Source organism: uncultured Flavobacterium sp., from assembly GCF_963975515.1.
GTDB lineage: Bacteria > Bacteroidota > Bacteroidia > Flavobacteriales > Flavobacteriaceae > Flavobacterium.
This window is the reverse complement of the sequence record NZ_CAXBGY010000002.1, coordinates 173,882-196,910: the sequence shown is the minus strand read 5'-3', so window position 1 is coordinate 196,910 and position 23,029 is coordinate 173,882. Positions and strand designations below refer to the sequence as shown.

The following is a 23,029-nucleotide window of genomic DNA, read 5'->3' as shown; positions in this document are numbered from 1 at the left end:
AACTCTAATTTATTTTTTAAAAACAAATAATTTCTTACATTTAATTTTATAAACTTATGAAAATGAAGAAACTATATATTTTATCGATTTTATTTACACTTACTCTGTTTTTGATTGGTTCAAAATCAATAGCTCAAGATATTGATCTTACAATAAAACATAATACTGGAAACAATGAATATGAGGTTTATGCTAATCCTGGATTTACTCAAAGTAACTTTACATGGGGACCATCTCAAATAACAGTTGTAAAACCAACTTCAGGTTCACAAATGCAAAATATAATTTCAAGCAATGCTGGAACTTGGACTAATTCCAATACTATAAATTACAATGGAACAGAGTATTATATTTTTGAAAACAGTGGAAGTTTAACTAATTTATACATAAATCAAGAAATCCTACTCTTTTCATTTTCATCAAATTACGGATGTGAAAATGGAATTAGACTTTTTAACAATGGCAGTGATCCTACTTTAATCAACAACTATGATATGCCAAACACAATTGAGAATGGCAATTTAGTTGATGTATATAGTTCCAATTATAATAATTACGGAACTTTTTGTAATTTCATTGATGCTGTTAATGACCCATTTGGTCCTTTGGATAATCAAGTTAGTAACACAATTCAAATATTGGATAATGATACTTTAGGTGGAATTCCTGTGAATCCAAATGATGTTATAGCAACTATTAATTCTTTCCTACTAAATGGAATTACTTTTTATTCTAATCCTGGTGTTATTATAATTCCTGCTGGAGTACCTGTTGGTGATTATATTATTTATTACACAATTTGTGAGCTTGCTAACCCAATAAATTGTGATACTGCAGAAATTACTATTAAAATAGTTAATTCTACAAATAACAGTATTGATGCTGTAAATGATACTTCAAACCCAGTAAATGGAGCTAATGGGGTAATAAATATTTTAAATATTTTAAATAATGATACTGTCAATGGTGTTGTGGCAAACCCTAGTAATGTAACTATAACATATAGCACTCCTTTTCAAAATTCTCAATATGGTGGTGTGATTTTGGATTCAAATACTGGATTAGTAAATGTATTGCCTAATACCCTACCCGGAATATACACTGCTACTTATACTATTTGTGAAATTGCAAATCCAACAAACTGCGAAACAGCAAATGTAATTATTACTGTTGCTTCTACATCTAACCTTATGATTGTTGCTAATGATGATGATTCTTTCGCATCTATAAATGGAACAATTGGTGCTACAAATTTTATAAACTTCTTAAGTAATGATACTTTAGATGGAAATCCGGTAACTATTGCAGATGTTTCATTATATGTATTAACTCCAGCTACTCATCCTAATATTATATTAGATATTAACACTGGTAATGTAAATGTAGTTCCAAATACTCTAGCGGGAACATATACTATCACTTATATGATATGTGAGGCAGCAAATCCAAGTAATTGTAATGTGGCTAATATAACTTTATTAGTTACAAATGGAGCAGTAAATTATGATAATTTAAAATTAATTGCATTCTACGATTACAATAACAATGGTGTTCAAGATACAGGTGAATTAGATATCTCAAATGGTTTTTTTGGCATTCAAAAAAACACTAACCCTATTATAAATCAATATGGCAGTTTGGCTTATGTTTATGATTTAAACCCTGCAAATATTTATAATTTGAATTATACTCCAATTAATTCAAATTATGATTCTTGCTCAACAACATACAGTAATATTTCAATAGCAACGGGTTCTGGTGAAACAATTTTATATTTTCCTGTAACAGTAATTCCTTATATTGATATTAGCGTAACAATAAGTCAAAATACACCTATTCCTGGTTTTACACAACATAGTTCAATTTATTATAATAATCATGGTAATCAAGTGATTCCTTCCGGAACAATAACTTATACAAAAGATAGTGCTTTATCAATTAGTTCTATATCTCAATCTGGTACTGTTGCAACTCCAACAGGATTCACTTATGACTTTGTTAATTTATTACCCGGAGAAACTCGTTCAATAATTATAATTTCTCAAGTTCCAACAATTCCAACCGTTTCTCTTGGGCAATTGGTTTCTTGTTCTGCTTCAATTACTCCTACAGATGTAGTCCCTAATAATAATTCTGCAACAAATTCAAGACCAATCGTAGGTTCTTATGATCCAAATGACATTACTGAAGTTCATGGTGAAGAAATTGTGCATTCTACATTTACATCAAACGATTATTTAACTTATACTATTCGTTTTGAAAACACAGGAACTGCTAATGCAATTACTGTAAAAGTTGATGATGTTTTAGATACTAAATTAGATGAAACTTCAATTAGAATGATTGGTTCTAGTCATGCAAGTACGTTACAAAGAATTGGTTCTAATTTAAGTTGGACATTTGATGATATTCAATTACAGCCTTCAATTCCTAATACAGAAACCGGAAAAAGTTATATTGTTTTTGAAGTAAAACCAAAACCTGGTTATGCTGTTGGTGATGTCATACCAAATACAGCAAATATTTATTTTGATTTTAATCCAGCTATTGTCACAAATACTTGGGATACTGAATTCGTTACAACTTTAAGTAATGAGGTTTTTGCTTTCGAAGATTTTACGTTTTATCCAAATCCAACAAAAAACAACATAACTATTGCTAATAAATCGATAATTGATTCGGTTGAAATTACTTCAGTTTTAGGTCAAAAAGTAATGACAAAAAACATAAATGCTCTTTCAAGTGAAATTGATTTATCTTCTCTTTCAAACGGAATTTATTTTGTAAAAATATTGTCAAACAATCAAATTAAAACGGTTAAGGTTATTAAAGAGTAATTACTTAATTCATGTGAAACAAAAAAATCCCAAAATTCTTTATTGAAATTTGGGATTTATATTTTAGATTCTGAATCGACTTCAGAATGACAAACTTATATTATAATTCTAAAGCTTTCTTAGGATTATTGTCTAATAATAACTCCATTGGGTTTTCTAATGCTTCTTTAACAGCAACTAAGAAACCAACAGATTCACGACCATCAATAATTCTGTGATCATAAGATAAAGCTACATACATCATTGGATGAATTTCAACTTTACCATCCACTGCAATTGGACGCTCAATAATATTGTGCATTCCTAAAATTCCAGATTGTGGTGGATTGATAATTGGTGTAGATAACATACTTCCAAAAACACCACCATTTGTAATAGTAAATGTTCCACCAGTCATATCATCAACAGTAATTTGCCCATCACGAGCTCTTAACGCTAATCTTTTAATTTCAGCTTCAACACCTCTAAAGGTTAAGTTTTCCGCATTTCTAACCACAGGAACCATAAGTCCTTTTGGTCCAGAAACAGCAATTGAAATATCTACAAAGTCATAAGCAATTTTATAATCACCATCCATCATTGAATTTACATCTGGATATAATTGTAAAGCTCTTGTGACTGCTTTTGTAAAAAATGACATATATCCTAAACCAACACCATTGTGCTTAGCTTTGAATTCGTCTTTATATTGATTTCTAATAGTATTAATTGGCGTCATGTTAACTTCGTTAAAAGTCGTTAACATAGCTGTTTCGTTTTTAGCAGCAACTAAACGTTCAGCCACTTTTCTACGTAACATTGATAATTTAGATCTTTCAGAACCACGAGATCCACCAGTTGGAGTTCCCATTGAAGGTACTGCATTTACTGCATCATCTTTAGTGATTCTTCCATCTTTTCCTGTTCCAACGATATCAGAAGGTTGAATGTTTTTTTCGTCTAAAATTTTTCTTGCTGCTGGAGAAGGAGTTTGAGAAGCATACGTTTTTTCAGCAACTGGAGCTGCTTTAGGCGCTTCTGGTTTTTTCTCTTCAACTTTTGTTTCTGTTTTAGCTTCAGTTTTAGCTGGTGCATCACCTTCAGGTTTTGCTGCACTTGTATCAATTAAACATACAACTGCTCCAACAGCTACTGCATCACCTTCTTCAGCTTTTAGTGTAATAATTCCACTTTCTTCTGCAGGTAATTCTAAGGTGGCTTTATCTGAGTCAACCTCAGCAATAGCTTGATCTTTTTCTACGTAATCGCCATCTTGTACTAACCAAGTTGCAATTTCTACTTCTGTAATTGATTCTCCCGGTGATGGGACTTTCATTTCTAAAATCATTTTCTTTTAGTTTAAAAGTTTACCCTTAAAATAACTAAGGGTTGTATTTGTGTTGTTATTTTATTGAAATAATGTTTTATCAAAAATCATGGCAATAGCATTTTTTTGACGCTTTTTAGAACGTTCGTAACTTCCTGCTGCTGGTGCACTGTAAGCTTTTGGTGATGCTAAACGAAGTTTAACCAAGTCAAAATTCATTAACATAAAACTGTAAGCTCCCATATTTTTAGGTTCTTCTTGAGCCCAAACATAGTCATCAACATTAGGATAACTTGCAATAATTTCTTTTATCTGATCCATTGCTAATGGGAACAACTGCTCTAAACGAACAACAGCTACATCATTTCTACCTAACTCTTCTCTTTGTGCAATAATGTCGTAATATACTTTTCCTGTACATAATACTAAAGTCTTAATTGCTTTTTTGTCGGCAACATTTGGATCATCTAGTATTTCTTGGAATTGTCCATTTGCCATTTCATCAGCTTTTGAAACTGCTAATGGATGACGTAATAAACTTTTTGGTGTAAACACAATTAATGGTTTACGGAAATTAGTTTTCATTTGTCTTCTCAACAAGTGGAAGAAATTCGCTGGAGTCGTACAATCTGCAATATACATATTATGTTTTGCACACATTTGTAAAAAACGTTCCATACGAGCTGATGAGTGTTCTGCTCCTTGGTTTTCATAACCATGAGGTAATAAGAATACTAATCCGTTTTGGTTGTTCCATTTGTCTTCACCAGCAGAAATATATTGGTCAATCATAATTTGTGCACCGTTAGAGAAATCTCCAAATTGTGCTTCCCAAATCGTTAAGGTGTTTGGTGAAGCCAATGCATATCCATATTCATAACCCACTACACCATATTCTGAAAGGTGTGAATTGTAGATGTAAAAGTTTCCTTTCTTATCTTTTATTTTATCAATTAAAACTACTTCTTCTTCTGACTCTTCAACTTTAACTATAGCATGACGATGAGAGAATGTTCCTCTTTCAACATCTTGTCCAGTAATTCTAACATCAAAACCTTCTGTAACTAAAGAACCATAAGCTAATAATTCACCCATTGCCCAGTCTAAATTATCCGACTCGAAATACATATTCTTTCTATCGTTGATAATTTTCTTGATTTTGCTAATGAATTTTTTGTCTTCTGGTAATTCTGAAATTGTTTTTGCAATCGCAGTTAATTTAGTTTTATCAAAAGTTGTGTCATATTTTTTAAGCATTCCATCATCCGAAACTTGCTCAAATCCTGTCCATTCATTTTGCATGAAAGGAGTGATAACAGTTAAATCTTTCTTACGAGATTCTTCTAAGTTTTCGTCTAATTTTGCTTTATATTTTACTTCTAATTCTTTAACATATCCAGCATCAATAATACCTTCTTGTCTTAATTTTTCAGCATAAATGTCTCTTGAGTTTTGATGTTTTGCAATAGCTTTATACAAAATTGGTTGCGTAAATTTAGGTTCATCACCCTCATTATGACCGTACTTTCTGTATCCTAATAAATCAATAAATACATCAGAACCAAATTCCATTCTATAATCTAAAGCAAATAACATTGCATGAACTACAGCTTCAGGATCATCAGCATTAACGTGAAGAACTGGTGACAAAGTTACTTTTGCAATATCTGTACAATATGTAGACGAACGAGCGTCTAAATAATTGGTTGTAAATCCAACTTGATTGTTTATTACAAGGTGAATAGTTCCTCCTGTTTTAAAACCATCTAAATTAGCCATTTGAATGATTTCATAAACAATTCCTTGTCCAGCTATTGCAGCATCACCATGAACGGCAATTGGCAATACTTTAGAAACATCATTTGGATATAATCTATCTTGTTTAGCTCTTGTGATTCCTTCGATAACTGCACCTACTGTTTCAAGGTGTGAAGGATTTGGCGCTAAGTTTAAGTTTATTTTTTTTCCTGAACTTGTACTTCTTTCTGAAGTTAAGCCTAAGTGATATTTAACGTCACCATCAAAAGTGTTATCTTCATCGTAGTCTTTTCCGTCAAATTCAGAGAATATATTTTGTGTATTTTTTCCGAAAATATTAGCTAAAACATTTAAACGACCTCTATGAGCCATTCCCATTACAAATTGTTCAACACCTCTTTCAGCTGCAGCTTCAACAAGCGCATCTAATGCTGGAATAGCAGACTCACATCCTTCTAATGAAAAACGTTTTTGACCAACATATTTAGCATGTAAAAACGTTTCAAAAGAAACTGCTTCATTTAATTTTCCTAAGATATTTTTCTTTTGATCTGGAGTAAAATTAGGTTGATTGTCATTTAAATCTAATCTATTTTTTACCCAAGTCAGTTTTTTAGGCTCACGAATGTACATATACTCAACACCAATTGATTGGCAGTATACTTTTTCTAAATGTTTTAAAATATCAGCCAAGGTACTAGCTGGCATGTTAATAATCTTAGCAGCATCAAACACCGTAGTTAAATCAGCATCTGATAATTCAAAATTTTCTAACGCTAAAGTTGGTGTGTATGTTCTTCTATCTCTAACTGGATTTGTTTTTGTAAACAAATGACCACGAGTTCTGTACCCATCAATTAAGCGAAGGACATTAAATTCTTTTTGTGTTTTTTCGGCAACATGATCACATGAAAAATCTCCATTAGTGATTTGTTGAGCTATATTTTCAGTACCATAGTTTGCTTGCGCAAAGTCAAATCCTTGGAAAAAACTTCTCCAACTTGGTTCAACACCGTCAGGATTTTCTAAATATTGTTCGTATAAATCGGCAAAGAAAGCCGTATGTGCAGCGTTTAAAAAGGAAAACCTATCCATATTGTGGTCTTAAAAGACATTTTTGGTTAAATAATTAGACAAAAGTACAATAATTGCAAATATATTTTACTTATTTTTGAATACTTTTATGAAATATTTAGAAATATAGGGTAACAATTTAATATAACAATGTATTTAATGTTATAAACTATAAAAAATGAAAAAAATGAAAAATTACAATCAAAAAACTATTTTTACTTTAATCACTTTAATTATTTTTACATTGGGATTTTCTCAAGATTCTAATCAAAAAAGTGAATTTTGGAGTAGAGTGCAATTTGGTGGTGGACTTGGATTGGCTTTTGGAAACAATTCAACTAATATTTCAGTTTCACCAAGTGCAATTTATAACTTTAATGAAAAAGTAGCTTTAGGTGCTGGACTTCAATATAGCTATATCAATCAAAAAGATTTTTATACAAGTCATTTGTATGGTGGAAGTATTATTGGACTTGTAAATCCTATACAAGAAATTCAATTGTCGGCTGAATTAGAAGAATTAAGAGTAAATACTGATTTTAACAATCCTAGCTTTATTAATGATAATTATTGGAATACTGCCTTGTTTTTAGGCGCTGGTTATAGAACAAATAATGCCACAATAGGTGTTCGTTATAACGTTTTACATAATGATAATAATAACATTTACACGACTGCTTTTATGCCTTTTATTAGGATTTATTTTTAAATCATGAAGCTTGTTTTTTCATTAAAGAACTTTATTATCTTTTCAGTAGCTTTTTTTTTATTTACAATAATTGGAACAATTTTACATGAATATGGTCATCTTTTAGTTGCAAAAAGTTTGGGTTATGAAACTAAACTCCATTATGGTAGTATGAGTTATCAAAAATATAACTCAAATATTAATGATACAATTATTGAACTATTTGAAAGAAACAAATATGCTATTCAAAATAAAAAAGATTTTACAGAAAAATTAGAGTTTTATACATTAGTAAATAAACAACAAAAAGATAGTTTTTTAATTAGAATTGGCGGGCCATTTCAAACTATAATTACTGGTTTAATTGGTTTTTTTCTTTTATATAAAAGAAATAGACTTTCTACTAGCCACTTTACGAAAATTGACTGGTTTCTAGTTTTTTTATCCCTTTTTTGGTTAAGACAAATTTTCAATCCAGTATTTTCAGTTTTAAAAAGATTTTTTAGAGGAAATGGAACACTTTTTGGAAGAGGTGATGAAACTGAAATTGCTAAATACCTTAATTTACCAATTGGTACAATCGATGTTATACTTGGTTTAATTGGCTTATTTATATGTTTCTTTGTTGTTTTTAAGTTAACCCCAATAAAGCATAGATATACATTTATTTTGAGTGGATTAATTGGCGGTTCTCTTGGATTCTATATTTGGATGTATAAAATTGGACCTTTAATTTTACCCTAATACTTATTCCTAAACCATACTTTTTGCCACTCTCTTTTTAAGATTAGAAATGTGACTTGTTCCGCTAATTGTATTAAATCTGAACCATCTAATTTTTTGATTTCAGATTCAGAAACATCTATAATATATAGTAGATTTAAATATTCTGCAAATTTGAATTGGATTAATTTCAGTATTTTTTCGTGTACTCTTTCTTTAAAATGTAATGGAAAAACATCCAGCGGAATATCTATAGATTCATTAGCCAAAGCAAAATCTTTATTGGTTTGTTCGATTAATTTAAAATATAAATGTTCCTCTTCTGCTTGAGAAATTAGAGAATCAATATTTTTGGGAAATTCAAACATAGAAATCTAAACGTTACGATTCATTAATTTCTCTCCAAAAACATATAGGATTTGTTTTTTCTCTTCTGAAATTTTCATTTTTTCTAAAGTTTCAAACGCTTTTAAAGTATATTCTTTTATTGCTTCTTGAGTAGCTTTACTTGCTCCAGATTCGTTAAAAACAGTTTTTACTGTTTCAATTTTATCAGAATTATCTTTTGGCTGAACAGAAAACAAATGCATCAATTGTTCATTATCTTCCTTCTCTCCAAATTCCAAAGCTTTTAGATATAAAAATGTTTTTTTATTTTCAATAATATCACCTCCAATTTGTTTCCCAAAAGTCTCCGGATTTCCAAAAGCATCCAGATAATCATCTTGTAACTGAAAAGCAATTCCTAAATTCAATCCAAAATCATAAATTAAATCAGTATTTTCTTGAGAAGTTTCAGCTACAATTGCTCCCATTTTCATTGCTGCACCGACTAAAACGGCAGTTTTATATTCAATCATTTTTAGATATTCTGGAATTGTAACATCATCACGAGTTTCAAAATCCACATCATATTGCTGTCCTTCACAAACCTCCAAAGCTGTTTTGCTAAATAATTTAGCTAAATCTCTAAAAACGTTTGGTTCATATTCTTCAAAATATTGGTAGGCCAAAATCAACATTGCATCACCAGAAAGAATTCCTGTATTGATATTCCATTTTTCATGAACGGTTACTTTCCCTCTTCTTAAAGGTGCATCGTCCATAATGTCATCATGAATTAATGAAAAATTATGAAAAACCTCAACAGCTGTTGCAGCTTGTAAGGCTTTTTTATAATCACAATCAAAAATTTCTGCAGTCATTAATGTTAAAACGGGACGCATTCGTTTCCCACCTAAACTCAAAATATATTGAATAGGCTCATATAAATTTTTAGGCTCTTTTGAAACTACTAATGAATTAAAATGTGAAGAAATAACTTCTTGATATTCTGAAATGGAATGCATCTTTTTGATTTAGGATTATAAAACTTCACAAAAGTAAAATATTTATAGCTAATATTCACCTAATGAAGGAATCAATAATTGGAATGTTTCCTAAATGTTAAATTTTGTTAAAAACTTTGGAAACTTTTTTGGTATTTAAAGTTTCCTTTGTAAGTTTGCACCCGAATTTAGAAACCTAAATTTGTATTAGAAGTTGAGTTAAACACAAAAGATACCGAAACAAGTTCGGCATAAGATGAAAGATCAAATTTTAAATAAAGCAACCGAAATGTTTCTTACACTTGGATTTAAGAGTGTAACTATGGATGATATTGCTTCTGAAATGGGTATTTCGAAAAAAACAATTTATCAACACTTCTCTAATAAAGATAGTTTAGTTAAAACTGTTACCATTAATTTATTCGAAAAAATATCTTGTGGAATAGACGAAATTATTTTAGCCAATAAAAATCCTATAGAAGAACTTTTTGCGATTAAAGATTTTGTAATGCAAAACCTAAAAGACGAAAACACTTCCCCAATTCATCAATTACAAAAATATTACCCAAAGCTTCATAAGTCATTAATGATGAAGCAATTTGACAAAATGGGGACTTGTGTAACCGATAATTTAGAAAAAGGTATTCAACTGGGATTATTTAGAAAAGAAATTCATAAAGAATTAATAAGTAGATTTTACTTTGCAGGAATGACAAGCTTAAAAGATGTAGAACTTTTTAATCCAAATAAATATAGTTCAAAAACAGTACAATCTTGCTACTTAGAATATCATTTAAGAGGAATTTGCACCCAAAAAGGAATAGAATATTTAGAAACAATAATAAAAACCCAATTAAATAAATAATGAAAAAAATAATTTTATTAACACTGCTTACTTTTAGTATAGCCACAAATGCTCAGGAAGTTAAAGAACTAACTTTAAAGGAAGCTATAAAATTTGCATTAGATAATAAAGCAGATTCCAAAAAAGCTAAATTAAACATCAAAAATAGTGAATATCAAATTCAAGAAATTCGCTCAAGAGCTTTACCTCAAATATCAGCTAATGGTAACGTGACTTATAACCCAATATTACAACTAAATGCTTTGCCTGGAGACTTTTTTGGAACTCCTGGCACAACAATTTTAGCACCTCTTGGTCAAAAATGGACATCTACGGCAGGTATTTCACTTACTCAATCTTTATTTGACCAATCAGTCTTTACTGGTTTGAAAGCTGCCAAATCTACTAGAGAATTCTATCAAATAAACGAAGAACTAACAGAAGAACAAGTTATTGAACGAGTTGCCAATGCTTATTATCAAGTATATGTACAGCAACAAAAATTAACAGTAACTGACAACAATCTTGTAAACACTAACAAAGTAAAAAACATTATACAAGGACAATTTGAAAATGGTTTGGCAAAAAAAATTGATTTAGATAGAATAACTGTTCGTGTAAACAACATAAATTCGCTACGTCAACAGATTTTAAACGCCATTACTCTTCAGGAAAATGCCTTAAAATTCTACATTGGAATGCCTATAGAAAACAAAATTAGTATTCCAAAAACAGAATTTGAAGTAATTCCACAAGACTTAACAATTAAAAATAGTTCAACTGATAGAAATGAATATTTACTATTAAAAAAACAAGAACAATTATTAGAATTTCAAAAAAAATCAATACAAGCTCAATACTATCCAACTTTGTCCTTTACTGGAAATTATAACTACATTGGCCAAGGTCCAGAAATGCCTCTTTTTGCAAAACCAGCAGATGGTGTTTATTGGTCGGATTTTGCTTCGATTGGTTTAAACCTAAAAGTTCCCATATTTACTGGTTTTGGAACAAGAGCAAAAGTCAGACAAGCAAACAACGCTATTGAAAACCTAAAGGTAGATATTGAGGAAACAAAACTATCGTTAGATTTAGGTTTTGAAAATGCTAAAAAACAAATTGAAAATAGTTTAATAACTATAAACAATCAAAAAGAAAATGTACAATTAGCACAAGAAGTTTTAAACAATACAAACAATAATTATACGCAAGGTTTGGCTTCATTAACCGATTTATTAGATGCTGAAAACGCACTAGTTGATGCGCAAAATAATTACACAAATGCAATTTTAGAATACAAATTAGCAGAAATTCAATTAATAAAATCAAAAGGAGAACTAAACACATTAATCAACAATTAATATTAAAATGAAAAAAATTATAATAACAATCGTAGTAATCGCTGCCACATTAGGAATAATTGGTTATGTATTGACAAATAATAAAAAGAAAAACGAAGCTGAAACGGCAGTTGTAGCAGAGAAAAATACCTCGATTTCGGTAAAATCAGATACTATTAAAAGTGAAATTGTATCGACAGATTTTATTGCAAACGGAATTTTCGCTCCTTTGCAAGAACTTAGCTTTTCTGCTGAAAATTCTGGAAGAGTAACCAAAGTTTTGGTAAAAGAAGGAAGTGTTGTAAAAATAGGACAAACTTTAGCTGTTATCAAAGCCGATAAAATTTCTGTTGATGTACAAAGTGCAAAAGCAAATTACCAAAATGCATTGGCAGACAGCCAACGTTTTGAAAACGCTTTCAAAACAGGTGGTGTAACAAAACAGCAAGTGGATCAAGCAAAACTAGCGTTGTCTAATGCAAAAGCTGCTTTAGATCAAGCTAACATCAACTTTGGAGACGCTACAATAAGAGCAACAATCAATGGAATTGTAAATAAAAAATACATCGAACCAGGTTCTGTAGTAGCTCCTGGAACACAATTATTTGATTTAGTTAATGTTTCTAAATTAAAACTAAAAGTAGCTGTTAATGAAAATCAAGTGGCTTCTTTAAAAGTTGGTTCAACTATAAAAGTAAAAGCGAGTGTTTATCCAGATAAAGAGTTTTCAGGAAAAATTACATTTATTGCTCCAATGGCTGATGAATCTTTGAATTTTCCAATTGAAATTGAAATTACAAACAATGCCAACAACGATTTGAAAGCTGGGATGTACGGAACGGCAAATTTTGAAACCAATTCTACACAAAAAACACCTATTAGAATTGTACCACGAAATGCTTTTGTAGGAAGTGTAAGCAACAACCAAGTATTTGTTATAAAAGATGGGACTGCTAAACTTACTAAAATTGTTTCAGGAAAAATTTTCGGGGAAAAAGTAGAAGTTCTTGAAGGATTGAACGATGGTGATGTTGTAGTTGTCAGTGGACAAATCAATCTTATAGATGGTGCAAAAGTGGACACAAAATAGTGAATTTTTTTGAATTGTAAATCAAAAATATTTACATTTTATACCCTAAACTTTAATTTAAAAATAAATGAAATTAGCAGAAATATCCATAAAAAGACCTACGATAATCGCAGTCTTATTTATCATACTAACCTTAGGAGGTATATTTAGTTATACCCAATTGGGTTATGAATTGGTTCCTAAATTTGAGGTAAATGTAGTAACAATATCTACAGTTTATCCAGGAGCTTCTCCATCGGAGGTAGAAAATACGGTGTCTAAAAAAATAGAAGATGCGATTGCATCATTAGAAAACGTAAAAAAAGTAGAATCTAAATCCTACGAAAGTTTGTCATTGGTAATGGTAACGCTTACCGCTGATGCAGATGCAGATTATTCGTTGAACGATGCTCAACGTAAAATCAATGCCATTTTGAAAGATTTACCAGAAGATGTAGATCCACCATCTTTGGTTAAATTCTCAATCAGTGATTTACCGATTATTACCATTGGAGCTACTTCAAGCATGGATCAAGTAGCGTTTTATGATTTACTCGACAAAAAAATACAACCTGTGCTTTCTCGTGTAAGTGGTGTAGCGCAAGTTAATTTAGTTGGTGGAGAAGAAAGAGAAATTCAAATTAGTTTAGATGCTAAAAAATTACAAGGATACGGGATTTCTGTTCCTCAAGCACAACAAATGATTTTATCTTCGAATCTTGATTTCCCAACAGGAAAAATCAAAACAAGAGAAAACAGTACTCTAATTCGTTTGTCAGGAAAATTCAAGAACGTTCAAGAGCTTCGTGATTTGGTTATTTCAACTAAGAACGGAATACAAGTGCGTTTAGGAGATATTGCAGACGTTCAAGATTCACAAAAAGAAGTGGAAAAGATTGCTCGTGTTAATCAAACAAATGCTATTCTTTTGCAAGTCATTAAACAATCCGATGCCAATGCAGTTGCTGTGAGTGAGGAAATCCAAAAAGCAGTAGCTCAAATTGAAACAGATTATAAATCAAGCAACGTAAAACTAAACATTGCTGATGATACAACTGGATTTACATTAGTAGCCGCAAACTCAGTAATGAAAGATTTATTTATTGCGATTTTCTTGGTGGCTTTCGTAATGTTGTTCTTTTTACATAGTTTTAGAAATGCATTAATCGTAATGGTTTCGATTCCGGCATCTTTAATTGCTACTTTTATCGGAATCAGTTTATTAGGTTACACGCTAAATTTAATGAGTTTACTGGGATTATCACTTGTGGTAGGTATTCTTGTGGATGATGCGATTGTGGTTTTGGAAAACATTCACCGACACATGGAAATGGGTAAAAATAAAGCCCGTGCTGCTTATGATGGAGCTTCTGAAATTGGTTTTACCGTAACTGCCATTACCTTAGTAATTGTTGTGGTATTCTTACCAATTGCAATGAGTACTGGTTTGGTTTCTAACATCATTACCCAATTTTGTATGACGGTTGTTATTGCAACTTTACTCTCATTATTAGCTTCATTTACAATTGTACCTTGGTTATTTTCTCGTTATGGAAAACTAGAACACATTACAAACAAAACATTTTTTGGAAGAATCATACTTTCTTTCGAAAGAGGTTTGGATAAATTCATCCATTGGGTAACTGGAATTTTAGAATGGTCACTTGTTCATAAACTAACTACATTATTTATTGTATTGGTTTTATTTTTCGGATCAATCGGATTAGTTGTCGGAGGTTTTGTTGGTGGAGAATTCTTTGCTAAAATCGACAAAGGCGAATTTATGATTCAAGTAGAATTACCAAAAGATGCCTCAATCGAACAATCTAATTTTGCTGTTCAAAAAGTAGAGAAATTTTTAGCCAACAAAAAAGAAGTAACAGGTCTAATTACTACTGTAGGACAAACCAGTGATGGTTTTGGAGGTTCTCAAACTACACTTTATAAATCAGAAATTAAAGTTACCTTAAATGACAAATCGGAGCGAGAAGACAATACGTTTATTTATGCTGCAAAAGTAAAACGTGAATTAGAGAAAGAAATAGTTGGTGCAAAAATAAAAACCGTTCCAGTAGGACTGTTTGGAGCTGATCAAGCACCTATATTACTTACAGTTACAGGGGCTTCTCAAAAAGACGCTATGGCTTTCGCTGAAAAAGCAATCGTATTACTTCGTAAAATTCCTGGAGCAACCGAAATGAAATTGACCTCAGAAGATGGAAATCCTGAGATAAACGTTCAGGTAGATCGTGATAAAATGTCTGCTTTAGGACTGGATTTAAGTACAGTTGGAATGACAATGCAAACGGCTTTCAACGGAAACACCGATGGTAAATTCCGTTCTGGAGAATATGAATATGATATCAACATCCGTTACGACGAATTCAACCGTTCTAACTTTACCGATGTAAGTGAATTGATTTTCATTAATAATGCAGGACAACAAGTAAAATTGTCTCAATTTGCAAATGTGACGCAAAGTTCTGGTCCAAGTTTATTAGAAAGACGTGATAAATCACCAGCAGTAAGCATAGAATCACAAGCTGTTGGTCGTCCGTCTGGTACAATTGCCAGCGAATGGGAAGCCGAATTCTCTAAATTAGAACGTCCTGCTGGAGTAAACTACATTTGGGGAGGTGATATGGAAAACCAATCAGAAGGTTTTGGAACATTAGGATTTGCTTTGTTAGCGGCAATTATCTTGGTTTACTTGGTAATGGTAGCGCTTTATAACAGTTTTGCAACACCGTTCGTTGTATTATTTTCTATTCCACTTTCGTTTATCGGAGCTTTATTGGCCTTAGCCTTAACAAACAACTCTTTGAACGTATTTACCATCTTGGGAATTATTATGTTGATTGGTCTGGTGTGTAAGAATGCGATTTTATTGGTCGACTTTGCCAACCACCGAAAAGAAGCCGGAGAAACCACTCGTAATGCTTTGATACAAGCCAATCACGCACGTCTTCGTCCTATTTTAATGACAACCATTGCGATGGTATTTGGTATGTTACCTATTGCATTAGCATCGGGTGGAGCAGCAGAAATGAACAACGGTTTAGCTTGGGTAATTATTGGAGGATTAGTCTCTTCTTTATTCTTAACCTTAGTTATCGTTCCTGTTGTATACTCAATATTTGACAGTATTAAAAATAGATTGCGTAAAGGAAAGATAGAAACTGACTATGCCGAAATGATGATTGAAGATTATGATCATAAAGAATTAAGCGAAGACGGTTTTACTGCCAAACATACATAAATAATAAAAAGCGCCTCTAATTTAAAGAGGCGCTTTTGTTTAATAATCTGTATAGCTATTTTAAGAACAAGACAAAATGACCATAAAAAACCAACAGAACAAACTGTTGGCTTAATTAAAATCCTTATAATTCTATTTCACTAATTCACTTAATACTTTATCTAATTCTTCAGAAGAAGGTCTATCTGCGTTTGCATTTAAAACATTTCCTTTTGGATCAATTAAAATAAATCTTGGTATTCCGCTTATGCCAAAATCCTTAACAAATTGCGAATTCCAATCATTATCCGCAAATAATTGAACACCACCTAAATTTTTATCGGTTACAAATTTTTTCCATTTATCATAATCTTTTTTAGTGTCAATAGAAATGCTTACAAACTCAATATTTTTACCATGATATTTTTCTTCTATCTTTTTTAAGAATGGTATTTCAGCTCTACAAGGAGCACACCAAGTTGCCCAAACATCAATATAAACGTATTTTCCTTTAAATTCTTCTAACTTAGTAACGCCTCCTTTATGATTTTCATAAGCAAAAGAAGGAGATGGATTGCCGTTAAGTTTCTTTATCAATAAATTCTCTGTATACATTCTTTGCATTCCAGAAAATTGTTGCGTCATCATTTTCTTAACTGTAGCTTTAAAAGTCTCATCTAATTTTCCTTTTTCTAAAGATTCAAAATCAGCTGTCTTTTTAGCTTCAAACATTTTATTAAATTCTTCAGTTTCTTTGTCAAAAGCAATTAATTCAAATTGTTCATCTTTTAATGCTTTTTGAACCATAAAATTATTTTCTTCTGCTCCTTGTCCTTTATAAACAATTGTTTCGTCAAACTCCTTAGTGTTCATAGTCATCGATAAGTTATCACCATTTTTTAAATACATTAAAGATGATTCAACTCCATCTGTGAATTGATGAATTCCATCTGCTGTTTCAAAAGCAGCTTCAAAAACAGTTAAATTTGATTACACAGGACAATTAGAAGAACAAGGAAAACAAATGACTTTCTTAATGGGAGCTTTATTCACAGGTTTATTCTTGATTTTCTTAATCTTAATTTTCCAATTCAACTCGGTTTCAAGACCTGCTATTATTATGGTAGCCGTATTTTTGAGTTTCATTGGAGTGTTTTTAGGACTAATGATTACTGGGAAACCATTCGTAATTATGATGACCATGATGGGAATTATTTCGTTAGCCGGAATTGTAGTAAATAATGGTGTAGTACTACTTGATTATACCGATTTATTAATTGCTAGAAAAAGAGAAGAATTAGGGGTTGACAAGAAAGAACTTTTAAGTAATGAACATGTGTTTGAAGCTATTGTAAAAGGTGGTAAAGCTCGTTTAAGACCCGTATTATTGACAGCAATAACAACGGTTTTAGGATTAATACCTTTAGCTACAGGATTTAATGTTGATTTCTTTAGTTTATTTGAAACGGGTAATCCACATATCTATGTAGGTGGTGATAACGTTATTTTCTGGGGACCATTAGCATGGACGGTAATCTACGGATTAATCTTCGCTACGTTCTTGACTTTAATTGTTGTTCCTGTTTTATTCTATTTAGTTAATAGAGTTAAAAACAGAATCAAAAATAGAAAAAATCACACTAAAACTATTGAAGAAATAGGCGGTTAATTAAGTATAAATTAATAATGAAAAACTCCTTAGATTAACTTCTAAGGAGTTTTTTTATTACATCAATTTGTTGTTTTAGCGACATAAATTCTATAGTAACATCTTTCATGTTGCAAAGTTCTATTAAATTAAAAACTTCTGCTTTATTTATACTATAATTTGATACAATCAGTATTAATTTATCTTTAAGTAACTTTATTCAAACTCTTTATTTTCCAATTAAAGATTAACAATTCTTAGTAAATGTTGTTCTTGTTTCAGAAATTTATTTTGGTTTCAATTCTTAAACAGCTTCTAATTAAAAGGTATTGAAAACCTTAATTAGTTTCCTTTATATTGCTCATTCATTTTGTTTTTCTATTAAGATGTCTGTTTGGAAATTATATATAACAAAAAACCACCAGTTTTCACTGATGGTTTTTTCCTTTTAAAAGATGAATAATAAAAAGTGTTGTATTTTTAGTTTAAAACTGCTTTAATTTCTTCTACAGCAGGTGCAGCGTCAACTTTACCTTTAATAGTTAATGATTTTGGTAATTGAGAATCACTAGTAGTAACTGTTATTGATTTTGTGAAAGCTCCAGCAGCAGATGCATTATATGTTGCAGCAACCATTCCTTTTTCCCCTGGTTTAATTGGAGTTTTAGTGTAATTAGCAGCAGTACAACCACAAGAAGGTCTTACATTTGTAATTAAGATTGTTTCTTTTGTAGTATTTGTGAAAGTAAACTCATACGTTGCTGGTTTACCTTGAGATAATGTACCAAAATCATGTATGTCATTTTCCCATTTAAGATCAGATGCAGCTTGTTTTGTAACAACATTTGTAGATTTTATTTCTGGACTTTGAGCAAAAGATAAAGCAGAGATGAATAAAGCTACTATTGTTAATTTAATTGTTTTCATAATTATATGTTTTAATAATTTGTTTTTATTTTACCTTTACAAAACTAAATATATTTTACAACGCTTTTGTTAATCACTTTTTAATAATTGTTAATGAGTTGTTAATGGCGTGATTTTTATATCATTTATGTGCTAATATAGCATCAATTATGAGACTAACAAAATTTAACATTGTAATATTCATAGGCTTTCTGGCAATTGTTGGAGTAATTATTATGCAATTATTACTTTTAAACAAGGCTTTAAAGTTTGAAAAGAAAGAATTAGAAAGTAAAATATTTTTTGCACTTCAAGATGTTGTTGAACGTATATATTCAGATAACAAATCGAATTTAATGTTTAATAAACAAATTCAAAAAGTTTCAGATGATTACTATATAGTAAATGTAAATGATGTTTTCGAAAATAAAATATTAGAACATTATTTAAAGGTAGAATTTCAAAAAGTAAATATTGATTTAGATTTTGAATATGCTATTTATAATTGTGGTTCTGATAAAATGGTTTACGGTAATTATGTTTCTTCAACAGGTAAAACAGCCGATAAATGTGAAGAATGTTTTTCGACCAATAGTGATTTAATCTATTATTTTGCCATTCGTTTCCCTGATATAAACAAAACGTTTTATGGCAATTTACAACAATATTGGATTTTTACTTTCGTGTTGTTCTTTGTTTTAATTGTATATGTATATTCAGTTTTTATCATGTTACAACAAAAAAGATATACAGAATTACAAAAAGATTTCATTAATAATATGACACATGAATTTAAAACACCATTATCTTCCATTTTAATTGCGTCTAATTTTGCTAATACTCAAAATGAAATAAAAGATAACCCTAAACTATCTAAATACATTCAAATTATTATTAATCAAAGCAATAAATTAAATCAACATATTGAAAAGATTTTATATGTTGCCAAAACAGATAGTAAGCAAATTGATTTAGTAAAAACAGATGTCGATTTGACCAAAACTATTGAATTAGTAAAAGAAAATATAGAACTAAAACATCAAAAAGAAAACATCTTTAAAATAGAATTAGATAAAAACTATAGTATAAACGCAGATGAATTTCATTTATATAATATTATATATAATATTTTAGATAATGCCGTTAAATATTCTGGAAAAGATATCGAAGTAACTATAAAATCTAAGGAAACAAAAAACGAACTAGAATTAAGTATTATTGATAATGGAACTGGAATTCCTTTAACAGACTTGCCTTTTATTTTCGATAAATTTTATAGAGTAACTCGTGAAGACAATAAAGATATAGAAGGCTTTGGAATAGGGCTTTCGTATGTAAAACGTATTTGTGATTTGCATAAATGGAAAGTTTCTTTGAAGAATAATCCAGATAAAGGAATAACCGTTAAGATTTTAATAAATAAAGAAGATGTAAATGGATAAGAAGCGAATTTTATATGTAGAAGATGATGAAACTTTAGCTTTTTTAACAGCTGATAATTTAGAAAACCATTTTGAAGTTGTTCATTGTGGCAATGGAAAAGAAGCTTTTGATCTTTTTTGTAAAGAGTCTTTTGATTTATGTGTTTTGGATATTATGCTTCCAGATATGGATGGTTTTGAAATTGCTACCGAAATTAGAAAACGAAACCAAGAAATACCTATCATTTTTTTAAGCGCAAAAACTTTAAAAGAAGATAGAATTAAAGGTTTAAAATTAGGTGCTGATGACTATTTAATAAAGCCCTACTCTATTGAAGAATTAATATTAAAGATAGAAATATTTTTAAACAGAAGTCAAAAATCAGTTGATAAAATCATAAAAATGTATCAATTTGGTTCGTTTGAATTTGAACCCGCAAACTATCAACTTAAGAATAGTGAAAAGAATATTACTTTAACTGAAAGAGAAGCTGCTTTATTGCAGTTATTTTTAGACAATCCAAATGATGTTTTAAAAAGAGAAAAAATATTAACAGCTCTTTGGGGAACAGACGATTATTTTATGGGAAGAAGTTTAGATGTTTTCATCTCACGTTTACGAAAAATCATAAAAGAAGAAACCAACGTTAGAATAGAAAATATTCCAAGAGTTGGTTTCAAATTAGTTGTAGAGTAAATTAAAAACTCATCACATAAGTTTCAAGTGCTTTTAATTCATCATCACTCATAGCTTTTGTAATAACAAAATTGGCTTTCATTACTTCATATTGTGAAGGATCAACAAGTGGTTTCCCTTCTTCTTTTAAGAACGATACAATACTTGCGTTTTGTTCTTTGTAGATTTTTGAAATTTCTGCCAAACTAGGTCCAATTACTTTTTCATTAGGTTTGTGACAGGCAAGACAAGCACCTTTTCCTTCAAAAAGCGCTTTTCCTTCAGCTAATAAAGGGTCTTCAGTAACTTCTTCAACTGCAACTTCGGTTGTTGCCTCTTCGGCTGATTTACCAAAATCTTCTTTTGGCTTTTTGTCACCACAACTAGCAAAAGCTATAGCAATTGATAGTGCAAAAATAGATTTAACATACATTTTCATTTTAAAAAATTTAAAAATTATAACAAATTTAAAACATCTAGTTAATTTAGAATGTGACAAATATCACATTCTAAATTACCAACCTACATAACTTGGAGGCTTTATTTCATTTAAATTAAGGTAAACAATCAATTGACCACGATGATGTGTTACATGATCTTGCAATAAATTTAGAATTTGCAATTTTGTCTTTGGTCCTGCAAAAAATTCTACTTTATCCTTTAAATTTTCTGATTTTGTATTTTTAATAACTTCATAAACTTTATCAAATGACATTTCCAACATTGAAATAATTTCGTCTTTTGAATACGTTTTTTCATCTTTCTTTTTATCAAATTTTTCAGAAGTAAAATATGTTGTACCTAACCAATCCATGTTTCCTTTAATGTGAAGCAATTGCTCTCCAAAAGACATTTCTCTTGCTGTGGGTTTATAACTATAATTTTCTTCGGGCATGGCTTTAGCAATTTCAACCAAATAAGTTTTCGAATTTTTCCATTTTTCAAGAAAAACCTCGATTGTTTCATTTTGAGAAAACCCAACAGATGAAAATAGTAAGATAAATAAAAGTATTGCCTTTTTCATTATTTTTGATTTAATATAATTGCTGCTTCTTTGGCAAAATAAGTTGAAATCAAACTTGCACCAGCTCTTTTAATACACATTAATTGTTCCATCATAATTTTATCATGATCTAACCAACCTCTTTCAGCAGCAGCTTTAACCATAGCATATTCACCAGAAACTTGAAAAACAGTTACTGGAATATTCACTGCATCTTTAACTTCTCTAACAATGTCAAGATAAGCCATTCCTGGTTTAACCATAACCATATCAGCTCCTTCTTCAACATCTGAAAGTGCTTCTTTGATAGCTTCAATGCGGTTAGCATAATCCATTTGATAGGTTTTTTTGTCTTTTGGCACTTCGACAGGCTCAGCATTAGACAAAGTGTCTTTTGGAGCAGAATCTAAAGCATCCCGAAAAGGACCATAAAAAGCAGAAGCATATTTAGCCGAATAACTCATAATTCCAACATTATGAAATCCTGCAACATCTAAACCTTGACGTAAACGTAAAACTCTTCCGTCCATCATGTCGCTTGGCGCTACAAAATCAGCACCAGCTTTTGCATGAGAAACAGCCATTTTTACTAATGCATTATTAGTTGAATCATTAGCAACATCTCCATTCTCTATAATTCCATCATGACCATAAATAGAATATGGATCAAGAGCAACATCTGGCATTACAATCATTTCCGGACAAGCTTTTTTAATCTCTTTTATAGCTCTTTGCATTAAACCGTTATCATTCCAAGCTTCTTTTCCGGTATTGTCTTTTAAAGAGTCATCTACTTTTACATATATATTTACAGCTCTTATTCCTAAATCGAATAGCTCTTTAACTTCTTCAACGGTTAAGTCGATAGAACGACGAAATATTCCTGGCATCGAAGGGATTTCAATTTTTATATTTTCTCCTTCCGCAATAAACATGGGAAACATAAAGTCAGCTGGACTTAAACTTGTCTCACGAACTAAACTTCTTATAGATTCATTTACTCTTAATCTTCTACCTCTGTGTAATGGAAACATAATTTTCTATATTTAATACAAAGATAAAAATACTAATTCTTTCTATACTAATTAATAATCTAAAATTAATATTTTAATACTTAGACTTTGAGAAAAATACAAAAATGTTATTTTAAACTCTTTTTGTTAAAATAAA

18 protein-coding genes and 1 pseudogene are annotated in these 23,029 nt (G+C 30.3%); 10 read left to right on the top strand and 9 right to left on the bottom strand.

Annotation, left to right across the window (positions count from 1 at the left end; translation table 11 throughout):
* Positions 1–62: 62 nt before the first annotated feature.
* On the top strand, positions 63–2,837 hold the full coding sequence (locus tag AAC008_RS03295) for a T9SS type A sorting domain-containing protein (protein WP_339887400.1): 2,775 nt from the start codon (positions 63–65) through the stop codon (positions 2,835–2,837).
* Between the two features lie 100 nt (positions 2,838–2,937).
* On the opposite strand, the gene odhB is transcribed toward AAC008_RS03295, so the two are convergent.
* Complete coding sequence (odhB, locus tag AAC008_RS03290; RefSeq protein WP_339887399.1) at positions 2,938–4,164, bottom strand: 2-oxoglutarate dehydrogenase complex dihydrolipoyllysine-residue succinyltransferase; 1,227 nt, start codon at positions 4,162–4,164, stop codon at positions 2,938–2,940.
* A gap of 60 nt (positions 4,165–4,224) precedes the next feature.
* Positions 4,225–6,996, bottom strand: a complete 2,772-nt coding sequence (locus AAC008_RS03285) for a 2-oxoglutarate dehydrogenase E1 component (protein WP_339887398.1) — start codon at positions 6,994–6,996, stop codon at positions 4,225–4,227.
* 166 nt (positions 6,997–7,162) lie between these two features.
* On the opposite strand from AAC008_RS03285, the gene AAC008_RS03280 reads away from it, so the two are divergent.
* Both AAC008_RS03280 and AAC008_RS03275 read left to right on the top strand, forming a co-directional pair.
* Positions 7,163–7,684 carry a hypothetical protein gene (locus AAC008_RS03280; protein WP_339887397.1) on the top strand — a complete coding sequence of 174 codons (522 nt, stop codon included), beginning with the start codon at positions 7,163–7,165 and terminating at the stop codon, positions 7,682–7,684.
* 3 nt (positions 7,685–7,687) lie between these two features.
* A complete protein-coding gene (locus AAC008_RS03275; RefSeq protein ID WP_339887396.1) occupies positions 7,688–8,407 on the top strand; it encodes a hypothetical protein in 720 nt (239 codons plus the stop codon).
* On the opposite strand, the gene AAC008_RS03270 is transcribed toward AAC008_RS03275, so the two are convergent.
* On the bottom strand, positions 8,404–8,754 hold the full coding sequence (locus AAC008_RS03270) for a hypothetical protein (protein WP_339887395.1): 351 nt from the start codon (positions 8,752–8,754) through the stop codon (positions 8,404–8,406). The genes AAC008_RS03275 and AAC008_RS03270 overlap by 4 nt on opposite strands.
* Before the next feature lie 6 nt (positions 8,755–8,760).
* On the bottom strand, positions 8,761–9,735 hold the full coding sequence (locus AAC008_RS03265; RefSeq protein ID WP_339887394.1) for a polyprenyl synthetase family protein: 975 nt from the start codon (positions 9,733–9,735) through the stop codon (positions 8,761–8,763).
* 235 nt (positions 9,736–9,970) lie between these two features.
* Between AAC008_RS03265 and AAC008_RS03260 the strand changes: the two genes are divergently transcribed.
* The 4 genes from AAC008_RS03260 to AAC008_RS03245 all read left to right on the top strand — a co-directional run bounded on the left by AAC008_RS03260 (position 9,971) and on the right by AAC008_RS03245 (position 16,226).
* Positions 9,971–10,579, top strand: coding sequence for a TetR/AcrR family transcriptional regulator (locus tag AAC008_RS03260; RefSeq protein ID WP_339887392.1), 609 nt, complete (start codon positions 9,971–9,973; stop codon positions 10,577–10,579).
* Entirely contained in the window at positions 10,579–11,919 is a 1,341-nt protein-coding gene (locus tag AAC008_RS03255; RefSeq protein WP_339887391.1) for a TolC family protein, read from the top strand. The genes AAC008_RS03260 and AAC008_RS03255 overlap by 1 nt, the downstream gene beginning before the upstream one ends.
* 7 nt (positions 11,920–11,926) lie before the next feature.
* Positions 11,927–12,988 (top strand): efflux RND transporter periplasmic adaptor subunit, encoded by a 1,062-nt coding sequence (locus AAC008_RS03250; protein ID WP_339887390.1) that lies wholly within the window; start codon positions 11,927–11,929, stop codon positions 12,986–12,988.
* A 67-nt stretch (positions 12,989–13,055) separates the two neighbouring features.
* Positions 13,056–16,226, top strand: a complete 3,171-nt coding sequence (locus AAC008_RS03245; RefSeq protein WP_339887388.1) for an efflux RND transporter permease subunit — start codon at positions 13,056–13,058, stop codon at positions 16,224–16,226.
* 132 nt (positions 16,227–16,358) lie between these two features.
* Here AAC008_RS03245 and AAC008_RS03240 read toward each other — a convergent pair whose 3' ends face one another.
* Positions 16,359–17,114 (bottom strand): TlpA disulfide reductase family protein, encoded by a 756-nt coding sequence (locus tag AAC008_RS03240; RefSeq protein WP_339887386.1) that lies wholly within the window; start codon positions 17,112–17,114, stop codon positions 16,359–16,361.
* Positions 17,115–17,184: 70 nt separating this feature from the next.
* Here AAC008_RS03240 and AAC008_RS03235 point away from each other — a divergent pair.
* Positions 17,185–17,874, top strand: a pseudogene (locus AAC008_RS03235) (efflux RND transporter permease subunit); the annotation flags it as partial.
* Positions 17,875–18,333: 459 nt separating this feature from the next.
* On the opposite strand, the gene AAC008_RS03230 reads toward AAC008_RS03235, so the two are convergent.
* Complete coding sequence (locus tag AAC008_RS03230) at positions 18,334–18,780, bottom strand: DUF1573 domain-containing protein (RefSeq protein WP_339887385.1); 447 nt, start codon at positions 18,778–18,780, stop codon at positions 18,334–18,336.
* Positions 18,781–18,929: 149 nt separating this feature from the next.
* On the opposite strand from AAC008_RS03230, the gene AAC008_RS03225 reads away from it, so the two are divergent.
* Both AAC008_RS03225 and AAC008_RS03220 read left to right on the top strand, forming a co-directional pair.
* Positions 18,930–20,201, top strand: a complete 1,272-nt coding sequence (locus AAC008_RS03225) for a HAMP domain-containing sensor histidine kinase (RefSeq protein ID WP_339887384.1) — start codon at positions 18,930–18,932, stop codon at positions 20,199–20,201.
* Positions 20,194–20,877 carry a response regulator transcription factor gene (locus AAC008_RS03220; RefSeq protein ID WP_339887383.1) on the top strand — a complete coding sequence of 228 codons (684 nt, stop codon included), beginning with the start codon at positions 20,194–20,196 and terminating at the stop codon, positions 20,875–20,877. Before AAC008_RS03225 ends, AAC008_RS03220 begins: the two co-directional genes overlap by 8 nt.
* Position 20,878: 1 nt before the next feature.
* On the opposite strand, the gene AAC008_RS03215 is transcribed toward AAC008_RS03220, so the two are convergent.
* The 3 genes from AAC008_RS03215 to hemB form a co-directional block, all read right to left on the bottom strand.
* Positions 20,879–21,295: a c-type cytochrome gene (locus AAC008_RS03215; protein WP_339887382.1), complete on the bottom strand. Its 417-nt coding sequence runs from the start codon at positions 21,293–21,295 to the stop codon at positions 20,879–20,881.
* Between the two features lie 75 nt (positions 21,296–21,370).
* Positions 21,371–21,880, bottom strand: a complete 510-nt coding sequence (locus tag AAC008_RS03210) for a DinB family protein (protein ID WP_339887381.1) — start codon at positions 21,878–21,880, stop codon at positions 21,371–21,373.
* Complete coding sequence (gene hemB, locus AAC008_RS03205; RefSeq protein WP_339887380.1) at positions 21,880–22,893, bottom strand: porphobilinogen synthase; 1,014 nt, start codon at positions 22,891–22,893, stop codon at positions 21,880–21,882. Before hemB ends, AAC008_RS03210 begins: the two co-directional genes overlap by 1 nt.
* Positions 22,894–23,029 lie beyond the last annotated feature (136 nt).

Coding starts and splice junctions, on each gene's coding strand:
- AAC008_RS03275 (WP_339887396.1), top strand. CDS start 7,688: ATGAAGCTTGTTTTTTCATTAAAGAACTTTATTATCTTTTCAGTAGCT.
- AAC008_RS03245 (WP_339887388.1), top strand. CDS start 13,056: ATGAAATTAGCAGAAATATCCATAAAAAGACCTACGATAATCGCAGTC.
- AAC008_RS03225 (WP_339887384.1), top strand. CDS start 18,930: ATGAGACTAACAAAATTTAACATTGTAATATTCATAGGCTTTCTGGCA.
- AAC008_RS03285 (WP_339887398.1), bottom strand. CDS start 6,996: ATGGATAGGTTTTCCTTTTTAAACGCTGCACATACGGCTTTCTTTGCC.
- AAC008_RS03250 (WP_339887390.1), top strand. CDS start 11,927: ATGAAAAAAATTATAATAACAATCGTAGTAATCGCTGCCACATTAGGA.
- AAC008_RS03230 (WP_339887385.1), bottom strand. CDS start 18,780: ATGAAAACAATTAAATTAACAATAGTAGCTTTATTCATCTCTGCTTTA.
- AAC008_RS03260 (WP_339887392.1), top strand. CDS start 9,971: ATGAAAGATCAAATTTTAAATAAAGCAACCGAAATGTTTCTTACACTT.
- AAC008_RS03255 (WP_339887391.1), top strand. CDS start 10,579: ATGAAAAAAATAATTTTATTAACACTGCTTACTTTTAGTATAGCCACA.
- AAC008_RS03295 (WP_339887400.1), top strand. CDS start 63: ATGAAGAAACTATATATTTTATCGATTTTATTTACACTTACTCTGTTT.
- AAC008_RS03270 (WP_339887395.1), bottom strand. CDS start 8,754: ATGTTTGAATTTCCCAAAAATATTGATTCTCTAATTTCTCAAGCAGAA.
- AAC008_RS03265 (WP_339887394.1), bottom strand. CDS start 9,735: ATGCATTCCATTTCAGAATATCAAGAAGTTATTTCTTCACATTTTAAT.
- AAC008_RS03210 (WP_339887381.1), bottom strand. CDS start 21,880: ATGAAAAAGGCAATACTTTTATTTATCTTACTATTTTCATCTGTTGGG.
- hemB (WP_339887380.1), bottom strand. CDS start 22,893: ATGTTTCCATTACACAGAGGTAGAAGATTAAGAGTAAATGAATCTATA.
- AAC008_RS03215 (WP_339887382.1), bottom strand. CDS start 21,295: ATGAAAATGTATGTTAAATCTATTTTTGCACTATCAATTGCTATAGCT.
- AAC008_RS03220 (WP_339887383.1), top strand. CDS start 20,194: ATGGATAAGAAGCGAATTTTATATGTAGAAGATGATGAAACTTTAGCT.
- odhB (WP_339887399.1), bottom strand. CDS start 4,164: ATGATTTTAGAAATGAAAGTCCCATCACCGGGAGAATCAATTACAGAA.
- AAC008_RS03280 (WP_339887397.1), top strand. CDS start 7,163: ATGAAAAATTACAATCAAAAAACTATTTTTACTTTAATCACTTTAATT.
- AAC008_RS03240 (WP_339887386.1), bottom strand. CDS start 17,114: ATGTATTTAAAAAATGGTGATAACTTATCGATGACTATGAACACTAAG.